This is a genomic window from Mycobacteriales bacterium (assembly GCA_035690485.1).
In the GTDB taxonomy this organism is placed as follows: Bacteria; Actinomycetota; Actinomycetes; order JAFAQI01; family DASSKL01; genus DASSKL01.
The window spans coordinates 21,225-40,745 of record DASSKL010000008.1 but is presented as its reverse complement, the minus strand read 5'-3'; the positions used below and the strand labels follow the sequence as shown (position 1 = coordinate 40,745).

Here is a 19,521-nt window from a genome sequence, read left to right as displayed (position 1 = left end):
GCGCCCTAGGATCAGTCGCGATGCCTCCTCGCCGCAGCGCTCGCGCCGTGCCGTCGCCGCTCACCGACGAGCAGGTCGACCAGCTGCGCGCCGACGTGCAGGCCGGGCGCGCACCGCGCGTGGTGATCCGCACGCCGTCCGCCGGGCTGCCGGCCGGTACCCGCGGGCCGGTGCTGCGGGTCGGCGACCCGTCGGTGCAGAGCGAGTTCATCGTCGTGCGCCTCAGCGGCGACGAGATCCCGTTCGCGCCCGGGGAGCTGGCGTTGCCGGGGGCGGCGGGACGGCGTACGCCGGAGAAGCAGGGCAGCCCGCCGTCCGAGGTTCTCGAACCCGAGTCTGCGACACCGGCCGTCTCGGCGCCTGCCGGCGCTCCCGCTGCCGTGTCGCGCCCCCGCAAGCGGGCGGAGAAGCCGCCGCTGCGCACGGCCGCGCCGGCGACGCCCGCCGCCGCGAAGCGCACGTCGGCGCGAGTCGGTCGGCGCAAGCCGCCCGGGCCGGTCCACTTGACGCTGCGTTTCGCCGACGGCCGATGGACGGCGGAGGCCGCACGGGGCGGCAAGCGGGTGGGCGGCAAGGCTGTGCCGGTGCGGGCGGGGGCCGTTGCCGCGCTGGCCGAGCTCATCGACGACGCGCAGGTGAGCGGGCTGATCGCCGAGACCGTGGAGGCCTGCCGCTCGGAGGTCGAGGAGCGCGCCAGCCAGTTGCGCGAGCAGCTGGCCGAGGCGGAGCAGGCGTTGCGCGAGTACGACCGATGAGCGACCTGCCGGACTGGCTGGCCACCACCCTGGCTTCCGACGCGACCGGGGGTGAGGGCGTCCTCGACCCCCTGGTGCGGGCGCTCCGCCAGGGGCAGCGGGTCGTGGGGCGCGCGCTCGTGGCGGCAGTGGGCCGCGACGACAACGCCGCGATGCGTGACGTCGCCGCCGCCTCGCCCGCGCCCGGGACCGTGCTCGTCGTCGGTGGCGCCGCGCAGTCCCGCACCGCGGTCATGGGCGACCTGGTCGCGCGTGAGCTGCTGGGTCTCGGCATCGCCGGCGTCGTCACCGACGGGCCGGTCCGCGACTCGGCCGAGATCGCCGCGCTCGGGCTGCCGGTCTGGTGCCGCGGCGCGACGCCCGCGGCCTCCCGCAAGGACGGCCCGGGTCGCGTCGGCGGCAGCGTGGTGGTGGCGGGTGTGCTGGTGCACGACGGCGACGTGGTGGTCGCCGACGACGACGGGGTCGTGATCTGGCCGGCCGCCCGCGTCGACGAGCTGGTGGCCGCGGCCGACGCCAAGCGGCGCAAGGACGAGGAGAGGCTGGCCGCGCTCGACCGGTAGCGTCTGGCGGCATGCAGAAGCCCCGCATCGCCCCGGTCACCGACCCGTCGCCCGAGGTCGCCGAGATGCTCTCGAAGACGCTCGCCCGCGACGGCAAGCCGCTGAACATCTTCGCCACCGTCGCGCACAACCCGATGGTGCTCAAGCAGTTCAACCGGCTCGGCGGGCAGCTGCTGCGGCGCAGCAGCTTCGGCGAGCGCGAGCGGGAGGTCGTCATCCTGCGGGTGGGCTGGCGCTGCAGGTCGGTCTACGAGTTCGGCCAGCACACGCTGATCGGCCTCGCGTCCGGGCTGTCGCAGGACGACGTCGCGGCCCTCACCCACGAGGACCCGGGTGACCGCTGGTCGCCGCGCGAGCTCGACTTCATCGCCGCCGCCGACGACCTGTGCCTCCACGGCGAGGTGTCGGAGCCGACGTGGGACCGGCTGGCCGCGCAGCTGTCCGAGGCCGAGCTGGTCGAGCTGGTCATGCTCGCCGGCTTCTACCGCCTGGTGTCGGGCTCCCTGCGGTCCTTCGGCGTACAGCTCGACGAGGGCGTGCCCGGTTGGCCGGCCGGCGCCGAGGGCGTCTGACCTACAGCGGCGCGTCGTAGTCGGCGCGGGCGATGGCCGCGACGGTCTGCTCTACGTCGTAGGTCTCCGAGCCGGGGATGGTGGGGACGTAGCCGACCAGCTCGCCGTCGCGCATGATGGTGGCCTCTAGGCCGGCGGCGCCGTCGGTGTCCCAGATCGCCTCACGACCGTCGGGGATGACCACGCGGACGCCGAACTGGAACACGCCGGCGCGCTGCAGGTGCGCCATCACCCCGCCGGCCCGCAGCCGGTCGACGACCTCGGTGGCCCGCTCCTCTTCCATGGGAACCGTTATACGGTCCCGCACTGTGAGCGCGGAACCAGACCTCGAACTTCCCGGCGACGACGACCCGCGCCGGATCGCCCTACGCCGGTGGCTCGACGAGCACCCGCACCCGACCGGCCGCCAACTTGCCGAGGCCGGCCTCGTTGCGCCGCACTGGCCGAAGCCCTGGGGCCTCGGGGCCGACGCGGTGCACCAGCTGATCATCGACGACGAGCTGCGGCGGGCCGGAGTCCGGCGGCCGAGCAACCAGATCGGCATCGGGTGGGCCGGCCCGACCATCGTGCACGCGGGCACCGAGGAGCAGAAGCAGCGCTATCTGCTGCCGATCCTCGCCGGCGAGGAGATCTGGTGCCAGCTGTTTTCCGAGCCGGGGGCCGGGTCGGACCTCGCCGGGCTGTCGACCCGCGCGGTGCGCGACGGCGACGAGTGGGTCGTCAACGGCCAGAAGGTCTGGACCTCCGGGGCCCACGTGTCGAAGTTCGGCATCCTGCTCGCCCGCACCGACCCCGACGCGCCGAAGCACCGCGGCATCACCTACTTCATCTGCCCGATGGACACCCCGGGCGTGACCGTGCGGCCGCTGATCGAGATGACCGGCGAGCACCTGTTCAACGAGGTGTTCTTCGACGACGTGCGGCTCCCGGCCGCCAACGTCGTCGGCGAGGTCAACGACGGCTGGGCGCTGGCGAAGGTGACGCTCGGCAACGAGCGGGTCTCGCTGTCGTCGGGCGGGGTGCTGTGGGGCCAGGGCCCCACGGCGTACGACCTGGTCGACGTCGTGCGCGCCCAGGGCGGCGCCGGCGACGACGAGCTGCGGCGGCGGGTGGCGCAGATGTACGTGCACGCCGAGGTGCTGCGCACGATCCGGCTGCGCATGCTCGCGGCGTCGGTCACCGGCAAGCCGCCGGGTCCGGAGGCGTCGGTGCGCAAGGTGCTCGCCGACGAGCACGGCCAGGAGGTGATGGACCTCGCCCGTGACCTCGCCGGCGGCAACGGCGTGCTGCACGGCGCGGGGCCGCTCGGTGCCGACGGCTCGGCGTGGTCCTACGGGTTCCTGTTCGCCCGCGCCCTGACGATCGGCGGCGGCACCGGCGAGGTGCAGCGCAACATCCTGGCCGAGCGGGTGCTCGGGTTGCCGCGCGACATCGACGTCGAGGCGGGCAAGACGTGGGCAGAGAGCCGGCGGGGGGCCTGAGCCGTGGAGCTGGAGCAGTTCACCGTCACCGAGGAGCAGCAGGCGCTGCGCGACTCCGTGCGCCGCTTCCTCGAGCAGCGGTCGCCCGAGGCCGAGGTGCGCCGGGTGATGGCCACCGACGAGGGCTACGACGCGGCGCTGTGGCGCGACCTCGCAGCGCTCGGCGTGTGCGGGCTCGCGATCCCGGAGGAGTACGGCGGGAGCGGGGCCGGCTGGCAGGAGACGGCCGTCGTCGTCGAAGAGCTCGGACGGGCTCTGCTGCCGTCGCCGTTCTTCCCCTCGGCGGTGCTCTCGGTCGCCGCGCTGCTCGCCGGTGACGACGGCGCGCGCAAGGAGTGGCTGCCCTCCATCGCGGACGGGTCGACCATCGCGACCCTTGCCGTGGCCGAGGAGTCCGGCTCGTGGGACCTCGACGCGGTCGCGTTGGCGGCGCGCCGCGACGGCGATGCCTGGCGGCTCGACGGCGTCAAGTCGCTGGTGCCCTTCGGCCGGGCGGCACAGCTGCTGCTGGTGGCTGCCCGCGCCGGTGACGGGCTCGGGCTGTTCGCCGTCGCCGGCGACGCCGATGGGCTGTCGCTGTCCGCGCAGCGCCCGCTCGACCCGACGAGCCGGTTCGCGCGCCTGGAGCTCTCCGGCGTGACGGCACGTCGTGTCGGCGACGAGGCCGCAGTGCGGCGGGCCCTCGACGTCGGCGCGGTGCTGCTCGGCGCCGAGCAGGTCGGCGGGGCACGCCGTACGTTGGAGATCGCCTCGGGCTACGCGCGCACCCGCACGCAGTTCGGCCGGCCGATCGGCGGCTTCCAGGCGGTCAAGCACAAGTGCGCCGACATGCTCCTGCGCACCGAGTCGGCCGCGTCGCTCGCGGCCTACGGCGCGTGGGTCGCGGACCGCCCCGGCGAGGACCTGTCGACGGTGGCGCCGACCGTGAAGTCGTTCTGCTCGGAGGCGTCCCTGTTCTGCGCCGCGACCAACATCCAGGTGCACGGCGGTATCGGCTTCACCTGGGAGCACCCGGCGCACCTGTACTTCAAGCGGGCCAAGACCAGCGAGCTGCTCTTCGGCAGCCCGTCGCAGCACCTGCTCCGGCTCGCCGACGCGTTGGGCGTCTGACTGTCTGTTCTGCCGCCGGGTGGGCCTCGTGGAGAGCGTTTGACGAGCCGTCGTACGCCGAGCGCGACGGGCAGTCAGGTGTCGAACTCGAGGTGCAGCCGGGAGAGGCCGCGGAGCACGATGTTGTCCTTGTAGGCCATCGGCTGCGGGTCGCCGGCCGCGAGCCGCGGGTTGCGCAACCGCCGTGCCATCCGCGGCAGCACGACCTGGCCCTCCATCCGCGCCAGCGGCGCGCCCAGGCAGAAGTGGATGCCGCTGCCGAAGGCCAGGTGCCGTGCGTCCGCGCGCGTCGGGTCGAAGCGCAACGGGTCGCTGAACTGCCGCGGGTCACGGTTGGCGGCGGCCAGCGCCAGCACCATGACGCCGCCCTCGGCGACGTCGTGGCCGCCGACCGTCATCGGGGCGCCGGCCACCCGCATCGTCATCTGCACCGGCGGGTCGTAACGCAGCACTTCCTCGACGAAGCCCTCCGCCAGCTCGGGCGTCGATGCGAGCTGCGCCTGCGCCTGCGGGTGGCGCAGCATCGCCAGCATGCCGTTGCCGATGAGGCTCACCGTGGTCTCGTGACCGGCGATGAGGAGCAGCATGCAGGTGGAGATCAGCTCCTCGTTGGACAGCCGGTCGCCCTCGGCCTCGACCGCGACCAGGGCGCTGATCAGGTCCTTGCGCGGGCGTGCCCGGCGCTCGTCGGCGAGCGCGCCGACGTAGGCGCGGAAGTCATCCGCCGAGGATCGGATCTGCCGGAACTCCTCGCCACCCGGGACCGACAGCGTGCTGTCGAGGCTGCGGGCCAGCACGTGCGACCAGCCGGCGAAGGTGTCGCGGTCACCCTTCGGCACGCCGAGCATCTCGCTGATGACCGCGACCGGCAGCGGGTAGGCGATGTCCTCCACCACCTCGATCCGGCCGCGCGCCACGGCCGTGTCGAGCATCTCGGCCGCCAGCCGCTCGACCCAGGGCCGCAGCCCTTCGACCGTACGGCGGGTGAAGGCCTTGCTGACCAGCCGGCGCAGCCGTGTGTGGTCGGGGGGGTCCATGAAGAGGAAGACCCGGCCCCGGCGGTTCTCCGCGCGCTGCTCCTCCGACAGCGCCGGCGAGATCAGCTGCTGGAAGAGGGCGGCCTTCTCGCGGTCGACGCTCGAGGCCGGGTCGGTGATCACCTGGAAGCACTCGTCGTAGGTCGGGAAGAGCGCGAACAGCCCGTCGGGGGCGACGATCGGCCCCTCGTCGAGCATCCGTTGGTAGGCCGGGTAGGGGTCGGCGATGTCGTCGATCCCGAGCAGGTCGGTGGCCGAGAACGTCACCTCGCCCTCGGCGGGCGCGCTCATGCGGCGGCGGTTGCGCGGGCGATCGCGTGCTGGACGAACCGCGCCAACCGCGCGTTGACGTCGTCGTGGTGCTCGAAGTGCACCATGTGGCCCGCGTCCGGGTAGACGACGAGCTCCGCGTCGGGCAGCAGCTGGGCCATCGTCCGGCTGTGCGCCTCGGGGCAGAGGGCGTCCTTGCCGCCGGCCACGATGAGCACCGGAATCTCCCGGAACGCCGCCAGCGCGGCCCCGCGGTCGTGGTTTTCGAAGGTGTAGTAGAAGTCGGCGACCGTGTCGGCCGAGCAGTCGGCGGTCAGCTGCGCGACGAAAGAGACCTGAGCCGCTGAGGGGTTGGTCCCGAACAGGAGCCGGCGGGTGCCGGCGGCCGACGGTGCGGGCGGCTTCTTGCCCGCCGCGGCCTGCCGGCGCCGCCGCTCGTTGAGGCGTGGCAGTGCCCAGCGCACGAGGGGCACCAGTGGGGCCGGCAGCCCGTGGGTCACCTCGGCCAGCCCGCCCGACGACGTGCCGACCAGGGCGACGCCGGCGACGCGCTCGCGCACCAGGTCGGGGTACTGCTCGGCGAACGCCATCAACGTCATGCCGCCCATCGAGTGACCGCCGAGGACCAGCGGACCCGTGGGCGCGCACTGGGCGATCACCTGGGCGAGGTCGTGCCCGAGCTGCTCGATGGTGGCGGTGCCGTGAGGCGAGGCGTCGGAGCGGCCGTGCCCGCGGTGGTCGTAGACGAGCACCCGCGCGGGGGCGTCGATCTCCTCCGCAAGATGTCTCGCCTGGTAGTGCCAGGCGTGCCGGTGGTGGGTGTAGCCGTGGGCGAGGACGACGGTGACCGGCGCGTCGTCCGGCCCGAGCTCCTCGACGTGCAGGCGTACGCCGTCCGAGGTCGTGACGGTCAGCTCGCGGCCGTGCAGGCTGCCGAGGCCGTGGTCGGCTGCCGGATCGGGACCCGGGTCGCCGCGGCGGAGGGACGCGGCGATTCCGGCGGTGGCGGCCGCGGCGGCGGCGCCGGCGAGGAGACGGGTGGTGGTGCGGGCAGGCGGCATCGAAGGCTCCTGGCGGGGAGGGGATGCTGCGGACGCTAGGTACCTACTGACTTCGAGTCAACAAAGGTGGTCGACGTCACAGGTAGAGGCCGGTGCCCCCGTCGGTCAGCCGCTCCGATGCCACGGCGTGGATGTCGCGCTCGCGCAGCAGGACGTAGTCGTCGCCGTGCAGCTCGACCTCGGCCCGGTCCTCCGGGTCGAAGAGGACCCGATCGTCGAGCTCGACGCTGCGCACGTTGCTGCCGACCGCGACCACCCGCGCCCAGGCCAGGCGCTTGCCCATCTTCGCGGTCGCCGGGATCACGATGCCGGCAGACGAGCGGCGCTCACCGGATTCGGAGTCGAGGCACACGAGCACCCGGTCGTGCAGCATCCGCACCGGCAGCTTCTGCCCGAATCGCGCCCGCGCGGCGTCGCTCGCTGCCTCCGTCACGTCTAGCAGGGTAGAGGGGGCGGGTCAGCCCAGGAGCGGCAGGAGCTGCGGCCAGGTCGCGGCGAAGCCCGGATGCAGGGTGAGCCCGCCGACGTCTTCCGTGGCGAACCAGCGCACGTCGGTGCTCTCCGCGCTGCAGGGGGCGCAGGCGAGCCGCTCGCCGCAGTCGGCGAGCACCGTCGTGTAGCTCCACGCGCCGTGGTCGTCGGCCAGCTCGCCGGTCACCCGTACGGCCGCGAGGTCGACGGTGACCTCCTCGGACACCTCGCGCAGCGCTGCCTGGACCGCTGACTCGCCGCGCGCCATCGCGCCGCCGGGCACGCCCCAGGTCCCGCCGTGGTGGCTCCACCAGGCGCGGTGCTGCAGCAGCACCCAGCAGGTGCCGCCGGGGTCGAGGTGGTGCAGCAGCAGGCCGGCGGCGCCGTGCCGGCCCCAGTGGCGATGGCCGCGCCGGCAGCGAGTCCATCCGTCACCGTCGAGCAGCACGACGCCGAGTGTGGCCCAGAGCGTTGTCGCGCGTCAGTCGAGGTAGGCGCGCAGCGGTTCGGCGTTGCCGCTGCGGCGCAGCTGCTTGATCGTGTCGCGCTCGATCTGGCGGACCCGTTCGCGGGTCAGCCCGAGCTCGTTGCCGACCTCCGCCAGCGTGCGCGTGCGGCCGTCGAAGACGCCGTAGCGCAGCGACATGACCGTCGCCGAACGCTCGGGCAGGGTCGCCAGCAGCTCACCCAGCCGGCGCTGCATGTCGTGGTACTCCACCGCGGTCGTCGCGGCGAGCGTGTCGGAGTCCTCGATGAGGTCGCCGAGCTGGGTGTCGCCGGTGTCACCGACCGGCGCCTCCAGGCTCACGGTGTCCTGGCCGTAGCCGAGGATCTCCTCGATCTTCTCCGCGGTCGTGCCGAGCTGCGTGGCGATCTCCTCGAACGTCGGCGGGCGGCCGAGCTGCTGGTCGAGGTGGCGGCGCATGCGCACCGCCTTGTTGATCTGCTCGACCATGTGCACCGGCACGCGGATCGTGCGGCCCTGGTCGGCGATCGCCCGCTGCAGCGCCTGGCGGATCCACCACGTCGCGTAGGTCGAGAACTTGTAGCCCTTGGCGTAGTCGAACTTCTCGACCGCGCGCACCAGACCGATGTTGCCCTCCTGCACGAGGTCGAGCAGCGTGAGCCCCTTGCCCTGGTAGCGCTTGGCCAGCGAGACGACCAGGCGCAGGTTGGCCTCGAGCAGGTGCCGCTTCGCCCGCTCGCCGTCGGCGAACAGCAGCCGCAGCTCGTCGCGGCGCTTCTTGGAGATCTTGGGCGACTCGCCGGCCTGGGCCCGGCGCAGCAGCTCGTGGGCGTAGACGCCGGCCTCGATGCGCTTGGAGAGCTCGACCTCCTGCTCGGCGTTGAGCAGCGCGACCTTGCCGATGTCGGTCAGGTAGAGCCGGACCAGGTCGGTGGTCGGCGCCTCCTCGTCGAGCGACGGCTCGTTGACGTCGTCGTCGTGCGCGACGACCTCGTCGACGATGTCGTCGTCTTCGACAACGGCCAGGGCAGGCGGGGTCATGGTTCGTACACCTCGGAATCGATGAAGCCTCGAGGTGAGGCGGTGTGCATTCGGTCGGCTAGGCCTGATCCGCGGCGTCCGCGGCGACCCGTCATGGTCGATAACGTGCTATGCGCTCGCGGTGTTCCCGCTGCGCCGACCGACCGGGTGACGAGAAGACCATACCGTGGTGTCCGTGATGGACGTGCCGCGGGACCGGTTCGAGGAGCTCGTGGGGGAGGCCCTCGACGGGATTCCGGCCGAGCTCGCCCGGCTCATGGACAACGTCGCGGTGTTCGTCGAAGAGTCCTCGGCGGATCCGCACCTGCTCGGCCTCTACGAGGGCGTGCCGCTGACCTCGCGCACCCATGACTACGCGGGCGTGCTGCCCGACCGCATCACGATCTACCGGGTGCCGATCCTCCGGATCTGCTCGACCGAGGCGGGCGTGGTCGACGAGGTGCGCACGACGGTCGTGCACGAGGTGGCCCACCACTTCGGCATCGACGACGACCGGCTCGACGAGCTCGGCTACTGACGGCGCCGCGGGCGGGTCAGGCGCGGATGCTGCTGCCGTCGGCGTCGATCGCGTCGGCGTCGCCGTCGTCGAACCAGTGCCCGTGCTCGCCGAGGTAGCGGAAGTGGGCCTGCGATCCGGCCTGCAACGTCACCGACACGCTGCGGGTGCCGTTGGCGCGCCGGGCCAGCACGTGCTTGCCGGGGGTCCAGTCGTTGAAGTCGCCGACGACGGAGACGCTGCCTGCGGGTTCGGACTGCGGGAGGGAGAACGTGACCTTGACCTCACCGGTCTTGGCGACACGGGTACGACGGATCACCGGATTGCTCCATGCTGCTGTGCGGGATGTGCCGCAGACAGCCTGCAGCATGCCCAGGCGTTCTGTCCCCGATTGACCGAAACTCGGTCCGGTGCGGGCCCGCCACCGCAGCTCTCGGAACGGTGAGCCGCCGCCTTCCCCGCGATCCTCCACTGGCATGCTGGCCGCCATGCCCGACGTGTCCATCCGTGCCGAGGGCCTGGTCAAGCACTTCGGGAGCGTCCACGCGCTGGACGGCGTCGACCTCGAGGTGGCCACCGGGACCGTGCTCGGCCTGCTCGGTCCCAACGGCGCCGGCAAGACGACCTGCGTGCGCATTCTCACGACGTTGCTGCGTCCCGACGCCGGCCGTGCCGAGGTGGCCGGCGTCGACGTGGCGCACGACCCCGACGGCGTACGCCGCCGCATCGGCCTGGCGGGGCAGTACGCCGCGGTCGACGAGAACCTCACCGGCCTCGAGAACCTCTTCATGGTGGGCCGGCTCAACCACCTGCCGAAGGACGTGTCGCGTCGTCGTGCCGCGGAGCTGCTGGCCCGGTTCGACCTCGCGGACGCCGGCGACCGCACGGTCAAGACGTACTCCGGCGGGATGCGCCGCCGGCTCGACCTCGCGGCCGCCCTCGTCAACAACCCGCCGGTGCTCTTCCTCGACGAGCCGACGACCGGGCTCGACCCGCGCAGCCGCACCTCCCTGTGGGGCGTCATCGACGACCTCGTCGCGGAAGGGACCACCCTGCTCCTGACGACGCAGTACCTCGAGGAGGCCGACCGGTTGGCCGACCGCATCGCGGTCGTCGACCACGGCCGGGTCATCGCCGAGGGCACGGCGACCGAGCTGAAGGCCGACTACGGGTCGACCGTCGTCGAGATCGAGATCGCCCGGCTGCGCGACGCCGGCAAGGCGCGCCGGGCGCTGGCGGCGGTCGGGCACGTGCGCGACGGCAACGACAGGCGCAAGGTGCGGGTCACCCTCGAGGAGGGCGCCCGCGGGCTGGTCGAGGTGGTGCGCGCACTCGACGGTGCCGACGTGCAGGTCACCGACCTGGACGTGCACGAGCCGAGCCTCGACGACGTGTTCCTGTCGCTCACCGGGCGCACCGCGACCGACGAGGAAGAGGCCGAGCCGGAGGCCAAGGCCTCATGAGCATCGCCGCGCCCGCCCGGGGCTGGAACGGTTCGCTGCGGTGGGCCGTCTCCGATGCGCTCACCATCACCTGGCGCAACCTGCTCGGCATCACCCGGATCCCCGAGCTGGTCGTCTTCTCGTTCGTGCAGCCGGTGATGTTCGTGCTGCTGTTCCGTTACGTCTTCGGCGGGGCGATCAACGTGCCGGGGGCGTCGTACGTCGACTTCCTGATGCCCGGCATCTTCGTGCAGACGGTCATGTTCGGTGGCGTGCAGACCGGTATCGGGCTGGCCGAGGACCTCAACAAGGGGCTCATCGAGCGCTTCCGGTCGTTGCCGATGGCGCGCTCGGCCGTGCTCGCGGGGCGCACCCTCGCCGACGTCGTCCGCAACGTGTTCGTCGTCATCATCATGATCGTCGTCGGCTTCGCGGTCGGCTTCCGGGTGCACACGTCGTGGTGGCAGTTCGTCTTCGCGATGCTGCTGCTGATCTTCGTCGGCTATGCGTTCAGCTGGGTGATGGCGATCGTCGGGCTGTCGGTGGGCAACGCCGAGAGCGCGCAGGCTGCGGCGTTTCCGCTGATCTTCCCGTTCGTCTTCGCGTCCAGCGCGTTCGTGCCGACGCAGACGATGCCGAGCTGGCTCGCGGCGTTCGCCAACCACCAGCCGGTGAGCTACACGGTCGACGCGGTCCGCGACCTCGTCCTCGGCGGTCCGACCGCCACCGATGTCTGGGTGACGATCGCCTACGCGGCCGGGATGCTCGCGATCTTCGGACCGCTGGCGGTACGCCGCTACCGCCGCGCGGTCAGCTGACCTGGGGCAGGACCGTCTCGGCGAGCAGGTCGAGGTGATCGAGGTCGGCCAGGTCCAGCACCTGCAGATAGGCACGCTGCACGCCGACCTCCGCGAAGCGGCCGAGCGTGTCGACCACCTGCGCCGGGGTGCCGCCGAGCCCGTTGACCGCCACCTCGTCGGGCTCGCGGCCGATCGCCTTCGCTCGCCGCGCGGCCTGGGCGTCGTCGCGGCCGCAGGCGACGACGAGCGCCACCGACCAGACGAGTGACGCCGGGTCGCGGCCGGCTTCCGCGCAGGCCGCCCGCACCCGCTCGAACTGGGTCCGGGTCTGCTCCAGCGACGGGAACGGCACGTTGTACTCGGCGGCGTAGCGCGCGGCCAGCCGGGGCGTTCGGTGCGCGCCGTGCCCGCCGATGACGATCGGCGGGTGTGGAGTCTGGACGGGCTTGGGCAGCGCGGGGGAGTCCTGGACCGCGTAGTGGCTGCCGTCGTAGGAGAAGCTCTCGCCGACCGGCGTACGCCACAGGCCGGTGATGACGTCGAGCTGCTCCTCGAGCCGTTCGAAGCGTTCGCCCAGCGGCGGGAACGGGATGCCGTAGGCGTGGTGCTCGGCGTCGTACCAGCCGGTGCCGATGCCCAGCTCGACCCGGCCGCCGCTCATGGCGTCGACCTGCGCGACGGCGATCGCGAGCGGCCCGGGCAGCCGGAACGTGCTCGACGTGACCAGCGTGCCGAGCCGGATTCGCGAGGTCTCCCGGGCCAGCCCGCCCAGCGTCACCCAGGCGTCGGTGGGGCCGGGCAACGGGTCGACGCCACCCATGTGCAGGAAGTGGTCGGAGCGGAAGAACGCGTCGAACCCGCACTCCTCGGTCGACCGGGCGACGGCGAGCAGCTCGTCGTAGCTCGCGCCCTGCTGGGGCTCGGTGAAGATGCGCAGCTGCATCCGCGGGCTACTCGAGGTAGTCGCGCAGCTTTTGCGACCGGCTGGGGTGGCGCAGCTTCGACAGGGTGCGGGCCTCGATCTGGCGGATCCGCTCCCGGGTCAGGCCGAACTCCTTGCCGATCTCGTCGAGCGTGCGCGGTTGGCCGTCGGTCAGGCCGAAGCGCAGGCTCACGACGGCCGCCTCCCGCGGAGGCAGCGTGCGCAGGATGTCCTGCAGCTCCTCCTGCAGCAGGCCGAACGTCACGACCTCGGCGGCGACCGGCGCGTCGGTGTCCTCGATGAAGTCGCCGAGGACGGAGTCGGCCTCGTCGCCGACGGTGGTCTCGAGCGAGACCGGGTCACGCGCGTAGCCCTGGATCTCGAGGATCTTGTCGGGCTCCATGTCGAGCTCGGCGGCGAGCTCGTCGGGCGTGGGCTCGCGACCGAGGTCCTGCAGCATCTGCCGCTGCACCCGGGTCAGCTTGTTGATCTGCTCGACCATGTGCACGGGGATGCGGATCGTGCGCGCCTGGTCGGCCATCGCGCGCGTGATCGCCTGGCGGATCCACCAGGTGGCGTAGGTGGAGAACTTGTAGCCCTTGGTGTAGTCGAACTTCTCGACCGCCCGGATCAGGCCGAGGTTGCCTTCCTGGATCAGGTCGAGGAAGGCCATGCCGCGCCCGGTGTAGCGCTTGGCCAGCGACACGACGAGGCGCAGGTTCGCCTCGAGCAGGTGGTCCTTCGCGCGGCTGCCGTCGGCCTCCACCCAGAGGAGGTCCCGCTTGAGGGCCGGCGTCAGCTTGGTCTCGCCGGCCTCGGACTGGCGCAGCTTCTCGGCGGCGAACAGGCCGGCCTCGATGCGCTTGGCGAGCTCGACCTCCTGCTCGGCATTGAGCAGCGCGACGCGGCCGATCTCCTTGAGATAGGCGCGCACGAGGTCGGTCGACGGGGCGACTTCGTCCTCGACCGCGACGAATGCGGTGTCCTCCTCCTCGTCGTCCTCCTCGGCGGCGGCTTCGAGGACCCCCTCCTCGGGCTCCTCCGACTCGTCGCTCCCCGCCGCTTCGGCCTTCGCCGGTGCGGCCTCGCCGGCCGGCTCGCCCTTGGCCTTCGCGGACTTCGACTTGGCCGGTTTCGACGGGGTCTCCGTGGTCTTCGCCTCCGTCTGCTCGGCCGGGCCGGTCTTCGCGCGGCTCTTCGCAGGCGCGGGCTTCTTGCCGCCGCGCTGGGCGGGGGCCTCGGCCTCGCCGTCGACCACGAGCTCGACTCCCTCGGCGGACAGCTCGCGCATGATGCGCTTGGCCCGGGTCGCTGCCACACCGGCCTGGTCGAACGCCGCGCGCAGCTCGGTCATGGACAGGCGTCCTCGCTTACGGCCCCGGGCGAGCAGGTCGTCAACGGTGGATGCTGCGTCCGAGGACGCAGCGGCGGTGCTGGCGATGGTCACGGACAACCTTTCGCGTCGGGCGTGATCCGGCGCGCCGGCGCGTGCCAGGGAAGGGAGCTCGGCACCGGCTCAGGGGGCTTACCTGCGCATGGTAATTCGGATCGCGCCACGTTGCATCCCCCGATCAGCGCGCGGAGCGGTCGGCGTGACCCTCACCGGTCGCGGTGACGGCGACCTCCGGCATCACGACGACGACCACCGTCGCCGAGTCGACGTGCTCCAGCACGTGCTCGACGGTGTGCCCGAGGAACGGTCGGCCGCCGACCCGCCGCACCGTCGCGCCGATGACCACGAGGTCGGGGCGCACCTCTTCCACCGCCGCCTCGATCTCCTCGCCCGCGGTACCCCGGCGCACCATCGGTTCGGCGGCGATGTCGTGCTCGTCCGCCACCGCGAGCGCGTCGACGAGCACCGCCGTGACCGCGCCCTCGGTCACCGTCCCGGCACCGCCCTCGCTCGTCGGCGCGCCGGTGGACTCCCCGCCCGGCCTGGTCTGCACGTGCAGCACGGTCACCGTCGCGCCCGTACGCCGGCTGATCGTGTGCGCTACCTCCTGACCTGCCCGGGAGGCGCTCGACCCCGCAACGGGGGTCAGGATTCGCCGGAACCGGCCGGTGAGCGACAGACCCGACTCGTGGGCCTGGCGCGCGCGGCGTACGACGAGGACCGGGATCGGGCTGTAGCTGAGCAGACCCTCGACGGTCTCGGGCAGCAGACGCTCCGGGCTCGGTGACTCGACCGCCCCGAGCGCCATGACGCCGTAACCGAGGTTGGCCTCCGCGAGGATCGCGTCGAGCACGTCGTTCTCGTCCACGTGCTGCTGGCGCACCTCGCGGCCGGACGGCAGGTCGAGCATCGGGCGCACGTCGGGCACCTGCCCATCGGTGCCGATCGAGAGCACGGTCAGCTCGGAGGAGTCGGGCCAGGCCGCGTCGAGCACCCGCGCGGCGACCAACGAGTTGAGGCTGCCGCGGCTCGGCAGCAGCAGCCGCTGGCCGCGGACGATGACGTTGGCCTCGAGCTCGCGCTCGCGGTCGAGACGCTCGCGCTCCTCGGCGGTACCGGCCCACCCGCGGACGGTGGCACGCACGAGCGGCGCGACGGTGAGGGTCGTCACGATCGCGGTGAGGATGATGATCGTGTAGGCGCCGGTCGAGAAGATGCCGAGCGAGAGGCCGGCGGAGCCGATGATGACCTGCATCGCGCCTCGCCCGTTGAGCATGAACGCCAGCGCGCTGTTCTCCCGGGGGGTGAGCCGGGCCACCACCCCGCCGGCGAAGCTCCCGGCGTACTTCGTCAGCGCCGCGACGCCGAGCAGCGCCAGGAAGCTGTAGCCGATCCGGGGTGTCATCAGCGTCGTGAGGTCGACCTGCAGGCCGGCGGTGGCGAAGTAGAGGGGGGCGAACAGCGCGTCGGTCATGTCCTGCAGGCCCTTGAGCGCCTGCGACTGCTGGAACCGCGACCGGCCCAGCGCCATGCCGGCCAGGAAGGCCCCGAGGGCGGCGTCGACCCGCAGCGCCTCCGTCGCGGCGGCGATCGCGAACACCGTGACGAAGCACACCGCGAGCGACCCCGCGACGTTCGGCCCTTCACGGCGGACCAGGCGCAGCATCGCGTCGATCGAGCGCTGGCCGACGAGCACGAGCAGCCCGACGATGACGACCAGGCCGAGCAGTGGGACGGCCAGGCCCGACAGGCCGTCGCCGCCGACGAGGGCCGCCGCGAGGGCGAGCATGAGGAAGCCGAAGACGTCGTTGAGCGTGGCGGCGGCGATGCCGAGCTGGCCGAAGTTGCGCCGCCCCATCTCCAGCTCGCTCACGATGCGCGCGATGACCGGCAGCGACGAGGCGCCCAGACCGCCCGCGAGCAGCACCGCGAACGCGGTACGCCCCGTGCTGTCGCCCATGAGCTCGGCCGGCACCACGTAGCCCGCGACCAGGCCGGCGATCAGCGGGAGCAGGATGCTGCCGCCGGTGACCGCCCCGGCGGCACGCCCGAGCGAGCGGATGAGCGGCAGGTCGGTTTCCGCGCCCAGCACGACCAGGAGGATCAGCAGGCTCGCGCTCGACACGGCGAGCAGCAGCCGGGGCTCGTAGCCGGTCGCCGGCAGGAACCAGTGGAACCCGCCCGGCCACAGCTGGCCGAACACCGACGGCCCGAGCCCCAGCCCCGCCAGCAGCGACCCGACCACCGCCGGCTGGCCGCGCCTGCGGGCCAGCGCCCCGAGGAGGTGCGCGGCGATGAGCAGGGCGGCGATCTGCGTCCACAGGACCAGCGAGACGTGCCCCGCGATGGTCATGTGCGGCACAGCCGATCAGTCTCCTCACGAGTGATGTCGAAACGCGGGGCAGACTGCCTGCATGTCCTCGCCACCGACGTTGGTGCTCGGCCCCATGCTGCGGCACGCCGGCGAGACCGACGCGACCGTCTGGGTCGAGACCTCGGCCCGCTGCACCGTCGGCGTGCTCGGCCACGAGGCTCCCACCTTCGAAGTCTGCGGACACCACTACGCGCTGGTCGAGATCGGCGGCCTGGCCCCGGGCAGCGCAACGACCTACGACGTGCGCCTCGACGGGCACCTCGTCTGGCCGCCGGAGGGCTACGACTACCCGACGCCGCGGATCCGCACCGTCGCCCGGTCGCGGCCGTTCCGGCTGGTGTGGGGGTCCTGCCGCACGGCGCTGCCGCACCATCCGCCCTACACGTGGTCCCCGACCCGCGACGAGCGGGGCCGCGAGCAGGACGCCCTGTGGGCTTTGGCGGAGGGCATGCGGCACGAGGATCCCGAGACGTGGCCCGATGCGTTGTTCTTCGCGGGCGACCAGGTCTACGCCGACGACACCGTGTCGCCGCAGACGCTGGAGTTCGCCCGCCGCCGCCGTGACACCGCCCGGCCGCCGGGCAGGCAGGTCTACGACTTCCCGGAGTACTGCGTGCTCTACCGGGAGTCGTGGAGCTACCCGACGATCCGATGGCTGCTGTCGACGGTCCCGTCGACGATGATCTTCGATGACCACGACGTGCACGACGACTGGAACACCTCGGGGGCGTGGCGCGCCCAGATGCGTCGCACGGACTGGTGGCAGGAGCACATCGAGAGCGCCTTGATGAGCTACTGGATCTACCAGCACATCGGCAACCTGCCGCGCCACGAGCTGGCCGACGACGAGGTCTTCCGAGCGGTCCGTGACTGCGCGAGCGACGCCGGCGACCTCCTCCGCGACTTCGCCGCGCGGGCCGAGGTGGAGGACGACGGGCGCAAGCACGCGCGCTGGAGCTACGCCCGCGACTTCGGTGCCGTCCGGCTGGTGGTCGTCGACTCCCGCGCGGGACGGGTCGTCGAGGGCGACGTGCGCGAGATGATCGACGAGGAGGAGTGGCGCTGGCTCGAGGAGCAGCTCGCCGGCGAGGTCGAGCACCTGCTGGTCGCCACCTCGCTGCCCGTGCTGCTGCCGATCGGCCTGCACCACGTCGAGGCCTGGAACGAAGCGGTCTGCGCCGGTGCCTGGGGACGGCGGGCGGCGGGTCTCGGCGAGAAGGTGCGCCAGGCGCTCGACCTCGAGCACTGGGCGGCCTTCGAGTCGTCGTTCCGCCGGCTGGCCGGGTTGCTCCAGCGGGTGACGACGGGCGCCGACGGTCCCGTCCCGCGTTCGGTGACGTTGCTGTCCGGCGACGTGCACTTCAGCTATGTCGCCGACGCGTCGTTCCGTGACGGGCCGGCCGCGCGCTGCCCCGTCCACCAGATCGTGTGCTCGCCGATCCGCAACGCGCTGCCGCGCTACGTCCGGCACGGCGAGCGGTTCGCCCGCAGCCGGGTCGGCCGGTGGTTCGGCCGCACGCTGTCGCGAGCGGCGGGCGTCCCGACGCCGCCGCTGCAGTGGGAGATGACCTCGGGGCCGTGGTTCGACAACATGATCTCCACGGTGCAGGCCGATGGAGCGGCCCTGTCGGTGGCCTTCGACATGGCACCTCCAGGTCAGGGGGTGCCCGAGCTGCACCGGGTGCTCGACCGGCGACTCGCCTAGAGGTCGACCGCGACGTACTTGGTCGCGACGTACTCCCCGATGCCTTCGGCCCCGCCCTCGCGGCCGAACCCGGAGTGCTTGACGCCGCCGAACGGTGCTGCCGGGTTGGAGACCATGCCGCGGTTGAGGCCGACCATGCCCGCCTCCACCCGCTCGGCGACCCGCAGCGCGCGGCGCAGGTCGTTGGTGAAGACATAGGCGACCAGGCCGTAGTCGGTGCCGTTGGCCTGCCGCAGCGCCTCGTCCTCGGTGGCGAAGCGGTAGACGGGGGCGACCGGTCCGAAGATCTCCTCGCGGTACATCTGCGCCGACTCGTCCACGCCGGCCAGCACCGTCGGCTCGTAGAAGGACCCGGGTCCGTCGACGGCCGACCCGCCGGTGACGGCCTGCGCCCCTCGGCGTACGGCGTCGTCGACGAGGTCGCTCACCTTGTGCCGCTGGTCGTCGTCGATGAGCGGCCCGACCTCGACGCCGGTCTCGGTGCCGCGGCCGACGCGCATGGCGGCCAGCTTCTCGGCGAGCCGGCTCGTGAACTCATCGGCCACGGGCTCGTGCACGTGGAAGCGGTTGGCCGCGACGCAGGACTCGCCCATGTTGCGCATCTTCGCGATGACGGCCTGGTCGACCGCGTGGTCGATGTCGGCGTCGTCGAACACGAGGAAAGGCGCGTTGCCGCCGAGCTCCATCGAGACCCGCAGCAGGTTCTCGGACGCCCCGGCCATCAGCGCACGACCGACCGGTGTGGAGCCGGTGAAGGACAGCTTGCGCAGCCGCGGGTCGGCGAGCAGCGGCTCGGAGATCGCGCGCGCCGACGCGCCGGTGACGACGTTGAGGACACCGGGTGGCAGTCCCGCATCGGCAAGCACGGCGGCGAGGGCGAGCGATGACAACGGGGTCAGCTGTGCCGGCTTGAGCACCATCGTGCAGCCGGCGGCGACCGCCGGGCCGACCTTACGGGTGCCCATGGCCAGCGGGAAGTTCCACGGTGTGATCAGCAGGCACGGCCCGACCGGCTGCTTCATCGTGAGCAGGCGGCCGTCGCCGGAGGGGTTGGTCGACCAGCGGCCGTCGATGCGCACCGCCTGCTCGGCGAACCAGCGGAAGAACTCGGCGGCGTAGGCCACCTCGGCTCGCGACTGGTCGAGGGGCTTGCCCATCTCCAAGGTCATGAGCAGGGCGAGGTCAGCCATGCGCTCCTGCAGCAGTTCCCAGGCCCGCCGCAGGATCTCGCCGCGCTCCCGTGGCGGCGTGGCGGCCCAGCCCGCCTGCGCGTCGCAGGCGGCATCGAGTGCTGCCATGGCGTCTTCCCCGCCGCCGTCGGCCACCTCGCAGAGCGCGTCGCCGGTTGCCGGGTCGCGGACGGTGAAGGAGCCGCCGCCGGCGGCCTCGCGCCACCTGCCGTCGACGAAGAGCCCCGTCGGGACGTCGTCCAGAACCTGCTTCTCCCGCGCGCTGTCGGCCATGCCCCTCGCCTACCCATCGTCGGCGGCCAGCTGCTCGATCGAACTCCCCTCCTCCATACGACACGCCGTGTCAACCGTTGATGGAGGGACTCTCGGCCC

The 19,521-nt window shown here is 72.5% G+C and carries 20 protein-coding genes; 9 read left to right on the top strand and 11 right to left on the bottom strand.

Features of this window, described 5'->3' with window-relative positions; genetic code table 11:
* Window positions 1-20: 20 nt before the first annotated feature.
* From VFJ21_01240 to VFJ21_01230, 3 genes are read left to right on the top strand one after another with little or no spacing between them, the layout of a single operon-like run.
* Window positions 21-755, top strand: coding sequence for a hypothetical protein (locus tag VFJ21_01240; protein HET7405746.1), 735 nt, complete (start codon window positions 21-23; stop codon window positions 753-755).
* On the top strand, window positions 752-1,318 hold the full coding sequence (locus VFJ21_01235) for a hypothetical protein (GenBank protein HET7405745.1): 567 nt from the start codon (window positions 752-754) through the stop codon (window positions 1,316-1,318). The genes VFJ21_01240 and VFJ21_01235 overlap by 4 nt, the downstream gene beginning before the upstream one ends.
* Window positions 1,319-1,329: 11 nt before the next feature.
* Window positions 1,330-1,890 (top strand): carboxymuconolactone decarboxylase family protein, encoded by a 561-nt coding sequence (locus tag VFJ21_01230; protein ID HET7405744.1) that lies wholly within the window; start codon window positions 1,330-1,332, stop codon window positions 1,888-1,890.
* 1 nt (window position 1,891) lies between these two features.
* Here the strand turns inward: VFJ21_01230 and VFJ21_01225 are convergent, their stop codons facing one another.
* Window positions 1,892-2,173 carry a hypothetical protein gene (locus VFJ21_01225; GenBank protein ID HET7405743.1) on the bottom strand — a complete coding sequence of 94 codons (282 nt, stop codon included), beginning with the start codon at window positions 2,171-2,173 and terminating at the stop codon, window positions 1,892-1,894.
* Window positions 2,174-2,198: 25 nt separating this feature from the next.
* Between VFJ21_01225 and VFJ21_01220 the strand changes: the two genes are divergently transcribed.
* Together VFJ21_01220 and VFJ21_01215 are read left to right on the top strand one after the other, a co-directional pair.
* Window positions 2,199-3,371 carry an acyl-CoA dehydrogenase family protein gene (locus VFJ21_01220; GenBank protein HET7405742.1) on the top strand — a complete coding sequence of 391 codons (1,173 nt, stop codon included), beginning with the start codon at window positions 2,199-2,201 and terminating at the stop codon, window positions 3,369-3,371.
* A gap of 3 nt (window positions 3,372-3,374) precedes the next feature.
* On the top strand, window positions 3,375-4,481 hold the full coding sequence (locus tag VFJ21_01215) for an acyl-CoA dehydrogenase family protein (protein HET7405741.1): 1,107 nt from the start codon (window positions 3,375-3,377) through the stop codon (window positions 4,479-4,481).
* Window positions 4,482-4,555: 74 nt separating this feature from the next.
* Here VFJ21_01215 and VFJ21_01210 read toward each other — a convergent pair whose 3' ends face one another.
* From VFJ21_01210 to VFJ21_01190, 5 genes are all read right to left on the bottom strand, one after another.
* Window positions 4,556-5,809: a cytochrome P450 gene (locus VFJ21_01210; GenBank protein ID HET7405740.1), complete on the bottom strand. Its 1,254-nt coding sequence runs from the start codon at window positions 5,807-5,809 to the stop codon at window positions 4,556-4,558.
* Complete coding sequence (locus tag VFJ21_01205; protein HET7405739.1) at window positions 5,806-6,849, bottom strand: alpha/beta hydrolase; 1,044 nt, start codon at window positions 6,847-6,849, stop codon at window positions 5,806-5,808. The genes VFJ21_01210 and VFJ21_01205 overlap by 4 nt, the downstream gene beginning before the upstream one ends.
* A gap of 76 nt (window positions 6,850-6,925) precedes the next feature.
* Complete coding sequence (locus VFJ21_01200) at window positions 6,926-7,282, bottom strand: co-chaperone GroES (GenBank protein ID HET7405738.1); 357 nt, start codon at window positions 7,280-7,282, stop codon at window positions 6,926-6,928.
* 24 nt (window positions 7,283-7,306) lie between these two features.
* Entirely contained in the window at window positions 7,307-7,768 is a 462-nt protein-coding gene (locus tag VFJ21_01195; protein ID HET7405737.1) for an NUDIX hydrolase, read from the bottom strand.
* Window positions 7,769-7,801: 33 nt separating this feature from the next.
* Window positions 7,802-8,827 (bottom strand): sigma-70 family RNA polymerase sigma factor, encoded by a 1,026-nt coding sequence (locus VFJ21_01190; protein ID HET7405736.1) that lies wholly within the window; start codon window positions 8,825-8,827, stop codon window positions 7,802-7,804.
* A 178-nt stretch (window positions 8,828-9,005) separates the two neighbouring features.
* Between VFJ21_01190 and VFJ21_01185 the strand changes: the two genes are divergently transcribed.
* Window positions 9,006-9,344 (top strand): metallopeptidase family protein, encoded by a 339-nt coding sequence (locus VFJ21_01185; GenBank protein HET7405735.1) that lies wholly within the window; start codon window positions 9,006-9,008, stop codon window positions 9,342-9,344.
* A gap of 16 nt (window positions 9,345-9,360) precedes the next feature.
* Here VFJ21_01185 and VFJ21_01180 read toward each other — a convergent pair whose 3' ends face one another.
* The gene (locus VFJ21_01180) at window positions 9,361-9,642 is read right to left on the bottom strand and encodes an isoamylase early set domain-containing protein (GenBank protein ID HET7405734.1); all 282 of its coding nucleotides are present in this window, start codon (window positions 9,640-9,642) and stop codon (window positions 9,361-9,363) included.
* A 169-nt stretch (window positions 9,643-9,811) separates the two neighbouring features.
* On the opposite strand from VFJ21_01180, the gene VFJ21_01175 reads away from it, so the two are divergent.
* On the top strand, window positions 9,812-10,786 hold the full coding sequence (locus tag VFJ21_01175) for an ATP-binding cassette domain-containing protein (GenBank protein HET7405733.1): 975 nt from the start codon (window positions 9,812-9,814) through the stop codon (window positions 10,784-10,786).
* Window positions 10,783-11,583 carry an ABC transporter permease gene (locus tag VFJ21_01170; GenBank protein HET7405732.1) on the top strand — a complete coding sequence of 267 codons (801 nt, stop codon included), beginning with the start codon at window positions 10,783-10,785 and terminating at the stop codon, window positions 11,581-11,583. The genes VFJ21_01175 and VFJ21_01170 overlap by 4 nt, the downstream gene beginning before the upstream one ends.
* Here VFJ21_01170 and VFJ21_01165 read toward each other — a convergent pair.
* From VFJ21_01165 to VFJ21_01155, 3 genes are all read right to left on the bottom strand, one after another.
* Entirely contained in the window at window positions 11,576-12,508 is a 933-nt protein-coding gene (locus VFJ21_01165; protein HET7405731.1) for an LLM class F420-dependent oxidoreductase, read from the bottom strand. The genes VFJ21_01170 and VFJ21_01165 overlap by 8 nt on opposite strands.
* Window positions 12,509-12,515: 7 nt before the next feature.
* Entirely contained in the window at window positions 12,516-13,778 is a 1,263-nt protein-coding gene (locus VFJ21_01160; GenBank protein HET7405730.1) for an RNA polymerase sigma factor, read from the bottom strand.
* Between the two features lie 280 nt (window positions 13,779-14,058).
* On the bottom strand, window positions 14,059-16,233 hold the full coding sequence (locus tag VFJ21_01155; GenBank protein ID HET7405729.1) for a cation:proton antiporter: 2,175 nt from the start codon (window positions 16,231-16,233) through the stop codon (window positions 14,059-14,061).
* Between the two features lie 61 nt (window positions 16,234-16,294).
* Between VFJ21_01155 and VFJ21_01150 the strand changes: the two genes are divergently transcribed.
* Window positions 16,295-17,959: an alkaline phosphatase D family protein gene (locus tag VFJ21_01150; GenBank protein HET7405728.1), complete on the top strand. Its 1,665-nt coding sequence runs from the start codon at window positions 16,295-16,297 to the stop codon at window positions 17,957-17,959.
* Here the strand turns inward: VFJ21_01150 and VFJ21_01145 are convergent.
* Window positions 17,956-19,422 carry an NAD-dependent succinate-semialdehyde dehydrogenase gene (locus VFJ21_01145; GenBank protein ID HET7405727.1) on the bottom strand — a complete coding sequence of 489 codons (1,467 nt, stop codon included), beginning with the start codon at window positions 19,420-19,422 and terminating at the stop codon, window positions 17,956-17,958. The genes VFJ21_01150 and VFJ21_01145 overlap by 4 nt on opposite strands.
* Window positions 19,423-19,521 lie beyond the last annotated feature (99 nt).